This is a genomic window from Aggregatilinea sp. (assembly GCF_036822615.1).
In the GTDB taxonomy this organism is placed as follows: Bacteria; Chloroflexota; Anaerolineae; order Aggregatilineales; family Aggregatilineaceae; genus Aggregatilinea.
Map to the genome: position 1 here is coordinate 1 of NZ_DAISHJ010000007.1, position 5,029 is coordinate 5,029.

Sequence of the window (5,029 nt, forward strand, 5' to 3'; positions counted from 1 at the left end):
TCAACCGCCGCACGGGTCGCGCTCAGGGCGTCTTCCACACGGTGCTTCTTTTCCTTCAGTTCCGTCTCGGTTGCTGCGCCAACGCCGATCACCGCGACGCCGCCGCTCAGCTTCGCCAGACGTTCCTGGAGCTTTTCGCGGTCGTAGTCGCTGGTCGAGTTTTCGATCTCGACGCGAATTTCATCCACGCGGCCCTTGATCGCCGCTTCTTCGCCCGCGCCGTCGATGATGGTGGTGTTGTTCTTGTCCACCACGACCTTGCCCGCGCGACCGAGGTCCGCCACGGTGGCCGAATCGAGCTTGCGACCGAGTTCTTCGGTGATGACCTGACCACCGGTCAGCGCCGCGATGTCGTTCAGCATGGCCTTACGGCGATCGCCAAAGCCGGGGGCCTTGATGGCAACCACGTTCAGCATGCCGCGCAGCTTGTTGAGCACCAGCGTCGCCAGGGCTTCGCCGTCGATATCTTCCGCGATGATGACCAGTTCGCGCTTGCCGAGCTGCAGCAGCTTTTCGAGCACGGGCACGAGGTCCTGCGCGGCGGAGATCTTCTTGTCGTGGATCAGGATGTAGGCGTCGTTGATAATCGCTTCCATCGTGTCGGGGTTGGTGATGAAGTACGGCGAGATGTAGCCGCGGTCGAACTGCATACCCTCGACGTAATCCGTCTCGAACTCGAGGCCCTTGCTCTCCTCGACCGTGATGACGCCGTCCTTACCGACCTTGTCCATCACGTCCGCGATCAGCTCACCGATTTCGCGGTCCTGGGCGCTGATGGCGGCCACCGACGCGATTTCTTCCTTGGTGCTGATGTCGTGCGCAGCCGCGCGGATCGCCTGGGCGACCTTGTCGGTGGCGATGTCGATGCCGCGCTTGAGCAGCATCGGGTTCGCGCCAGCGGCGACGTTCTTCAGGCCTTCGGTCACAATTGCCTGCGCCAGAACGGTTGCGGTGGTGGTGCCGTCGCCCGCGATGTCGTTGGTCTTGGTGGCGGCTTCCTTCAGAAGCTGCGCGCCCATGTTTTCATACGGATCTTCGAGTTCGATTTCTTTGGCGACCGTAACACCGTCGTGGGTGACGGTCGGCGCGCCGAACTTCTTGTCGATGGCGACATTGCGGCCCTTCGGACCGAGGGTAGTGGAAACCGCATTCGCCAGCGTATCAATACCGACCTTCAAACGGCGGCGAGAATCTTCACTGAAAACGAGTTGCTTAGCCATGAGTTTGTGTCTCCTTCGTCAACCGCGTCGCGCTGATTGCCGGGCGGCGCGTACTACTCGACAATCGCCAGAATGTCGGATTCCTTGAGGATGAGGACCTTCTTGTCGTCCAGCTTGATTTCCGTGCCCGCGTACTTGGCGAACAGCACGATATCATCAACCTTGACGTCCATCGGGATGCGGTCGCCGTCTTCATCGGTGCGGCCCGCGCCGACTGCCAGAACACGACCCTGCTGCGGCTTTTCCTTTGCGGTTTCCGGCAGCACCAGCGCGCCGCCCGCAAATGTTTCCTCACGCTCGATGGGTTCAATCACAACGCGATCGGCCAGAGGACGCAGTTTAATAGCCATCCTTCCCTCCTGAGGTTTTATAGTATGGTGAGTTGTCAAATTCAATTAGCACTTAAAGTATGCGAGTGCTAAATTCGCCCATCATATTATCAGCGTCTTGGGGCGCTGTCAAGCAGAATTTAGCACTCTTGGGGGGGATCTGCTAACGCCGTACGGCTACTAAGGAGACGGCGTTGGCGTGGCGGTCGCGAAGGTTTCTACCTCGGTTGGCTCGGCAGTCACAGCAACGGCTGACGTCACGAGCGCCTGATTGCAATATTCCTGGCTCGCGCTGGCGAAGTCGTTTTGAGCGCTTTCCTTCTCCTGCAAAACGGCCAGCTCGTAGCCGCGCTGGAGGTAATTGACTCCCAGGTCGCACTGGCCTTGCAGTGCGTAGGAGAGGCCAAGCTGGTAGAAGTCGGACGTGTCTTCCGACCCCAGCTCGACTGCCCGCGACAGGTTCGGCACGGCGCTCACATAGTCCTGGTCAGCGAACTGCAAACCGCCCAGGTAGGACAGGCAGCGCAGATTGTCTGGCGCGGCGTCGAGGCAGCGGCGGTAGTACTCATACGAACGATCGGGCGTCCCTGCTTCGACCAGCGCCCAGCCCATCCGCCACAGCAAATAGGGGTCGTTCGGATTACGGTTCAGCGTGTCGCTGAGCACGCTCATCGCAGAGTCGAAATCGTCGTTTGCAATGTAGTTGTTCGCCAGCTCGACCGCGATGTAGCTGTGGTTGGGGGCCATTTCCAGCGCCGCGCGCAGGTCATGGATGGCGGTGTCGTAGTCGCCCACGCTCGAAGAGAGCAGGGCGCGGTTGCGGTAAATCTCGACCGACGCCAGTCCGGTGCTGTCCAGTTCCTGCGCCTGATCCAGATAGGTGCTGGCTTCGTCGGTTTTGCCGAGATCGTAGTAAATCTCGCCCATGATTGCGTACGTCGGCGCGAAGTTCTCATCGATAGCGCGTGCGTGTAGTGCCGAGGCCAGCGCCCTGCCGACATCGCCCTGCCAGTCGAGCACCATCGCGCGGATCGCCCAGCCGTACGGCGCTTCGGGATCGGCGTTGATGGCGCGATTCGCATAGTCAATCGCCTCGCTGATGCCAACACCGGTGCTGGCCGATGCGATCAGCTTCATCCGCGCCACCTTGTATTGCAGCAGCGCATCGTTAGGGTTGCTGTCGGCCAGGATCTGGCAGTTGATCGTGGCTTCCTGCAAATTCCCCTGCCACTCCGAGGTAACGCAGCCTTGCTGCGCCTGCGCAACGTCCGGCGTTGCGGTGGGTGTGGGGCGCGGCGAAACCTGGGTCGCCACATGATTGACCGCGTTTTCGACGCGCGGGAAGACAAAGTCTCGAATCGTATCCGCATGCAGCAGCGCCTGACTTCCACCGAAATAAACCAGCAGTATCAGCACGATCAGCAGCAGCAAGCGGCGCGGCAAAAGCCGCAGGTGGCGTTTTTTCCGGTCAGCCCGGTAACGCTTGGGTGTGCGTAGATACATCGCGCGGCCCTAATAGATGGGGATCGGCTGCGGCGGCACAGCCGTAGGCGGAATGGCAGTCGGGATCTGCTGCATAGAAAACGCTTCGTCGTTTGTCACGCACATTTGCAGACCCTGGGAGATCTGGTTTTTGATCGATTCTTCCGGGTTCATCGCCATGGCGGATTGCAGGTCTTCCCAGGCCCTGTCGCAGCGGTCCAGCAGCGCCTCGGCCAGCCCGCGAATGTAGTAGCACTGGATTTCCTGGTCGGCCAGCGCGATCCCCTGCTGGTCTTGCAGAGTTGTGCACGTCTCGAAAGATTCGATCGCACCTTCGTAGTTGCGGCGGGTGTATTGAACCATTCCAAGCTGCCGGTACGCTTCGGGGTAGGTAGGGTCCAGTTCCACTGCTTGCTCGCACGCGACTTGGGCCTCGGTGTCTTTACGATCGCGGAAGAAGGCTTCGCACTTGCGTGTGTAGGCCTTCACATTGTCCGGGTCCATTTGCAGCACTTGATCGAACGCTGCCTGCGCGCCGTCGAAGTTGCTCAATGCGACATAATACTGCGCCAGCTCGAAGTACAGCGCGTCAAGGCGCGGATGGATCTGGATCGCCTGCTCGTACTGCTGGATGGCTGCGTTGAACGGTCCCACATATGCCAGGCTCAGCGCGAGTGCGCGGTGAGCGTCCAGGCTATTGGGATTCAGGCGCACGGCCCGGTCGGCTTCGTCGAACGCCTGGTTTGGACGCTGCGCCGAATAGTATGCCAACGCCAGATAGGCGTGTGCCTCGGCGTAGTTGGGATCGAGTTGGGTGGCCCGCAGGCACGACCCGATCGCTTCTTCGGCGCGGCCATTTTCCATCAGCGCGAAGCAGTACAGCGCCTGCGCGCGGGCATTGTCCGGCGCGACATCGACCGCGTCCTGCGCGACGGTCAGCGCTTCGCCTGCCCGGTACTGGTAGGTGCGCCCGGCATAACTGCGATAAATGAGCATGCGCCCATATTCAAATTTGATGTCGATATCCTGGGGAGCTAGCCGCGCGGCTTCACCATAATAACCGATGGCGGCTTCGAGGTCGCCCTGCAAATACGCGCGCTCGCCCATGCGGGCCAGCGTGACAGCATCGAGGGTTGGGGTTGGGGCGGCGCCGATGCTGGAAAGTGCCCAGCCTTGAACGTCATTGAAGCGCCAGAGCAGCGTGGCGATGATCACCATCACGACAAACCACACGCCCAGCAGCCACCGACTGACACCGTGCCGCCGGTAGTGTCCGAAGTGTAGATTCGAGTTATCGCGGCGGATATACATACAGTTCCTAACCTCGCCCGTTGCTGCCGTATCGTTTGCGTTACCCATGGGGGCGGGACAAACAAACGACCGGCGAGCATGATACCCCCCAGCCAGCTCTAACGACTCAACTTAGTAACCGGGGGGATCGTAACACCCACCGCAGGGACTGTCAACGTTTGGCGCACCGCTCCCAACCGGCGATCGCCCGCCGGAGCAGGGCGAAAACACACGAGCGGCCCCGTAGAACCGCCCGTGATGATCGTGTCGTATGGATGTCTGCCGTGCTTACGAGGTGGCGCGCTTCCATCCCTGCCAGCCGCGTGCCTGCCATGCTGCGTACAGTGCGATCGATCCCGCAGTGGCGACGTTCAGGCTGCCGACGTGCCCGCGCATGGGCAGGGTGATCCGTAGATCGCATGTGTCCCGCACCAGACGGCGCAGCCCTTCGCCCTCGCTGCCCATGATCAGCGCCAGCGAGCGGTCGAGATCGACCTGTTCGAGCGTTTGCGCCTCCGGCCCCACGTCCAGCCCGACGAGCCAGATATCTTGCTCTTTCAGGTTGCGCATGGCGTTCACGAGATTATTGACGACGCTGACATTGAGGTGTTCCACCGCGCCGGAGGATGCCCCCACGACTGCCGGGGTGATATCCACGCCGCGCCGCTCTTGCAGCAGGATGCCGTGCACGCCGACCGCGTCCGCGAC

5 protein-coding genes are annotated in these 5,029 nt (G+C 61.2%); all 5 read right to left on the minus strand.

Features of this window, described 5'->3' with window-relative positions:
• The coding region (gene groL, locus V7116_RS03910; protein ID WP_324390576.1) for a chaperonin GroEL at positions 1-1,220 on the minus strand (1,220 nt) is incomplete at its 3' end.
• 53 nt (positions 1,221-1,273) lie between these two features.
• On the minus strand, positions 1,274-1,570 hold the full coding sequence (groES, locus tag V7116_RS03915) for a co-chaperone GroES (RefSeq protein WP_349258419.1): 297 nt from the start codon (positions 1,568-1,570) through the stop codon (positions 1,274-1,276).
• A gap of 159 nt (positions 1,571-1,729) precedes the next feature.
• Complete coding sequence (locus V7116_RS03920) at positions 1,730-3,052, minus strand: tetratricopeptide repeat protein (protein ID WP_324390577.1); 1,323 nt, start codon at positions 3,050-3,052, stop codon at positions 1,730-1,732.
• A 9-nt stretch (positions 3,053-3,061) separates the two neighbouring features.
• Positions 3,062-4,342, minus strand: a complete 1,281-nt coding sequence (locus tag V7116_RS03925) for a tetratricopeptide repeat protein (protein ID WP_324390578.1) — start codon at positions 4,340-4,342, stop codon at positions 3,062-3,064.
• A gap of 267 nt (positions 4,343-4,609) precedes the next feature.
• Positions 4,610-5,029, minus strand: a 420-nt coding sequence (locus V7116_RS03930) for a 23S rRNA (guanosine(2251)-2'-O)-methyltransferase RlmB (protein WP_324390579.1), incomplete at its 5' end; no start/stop codon positions are given.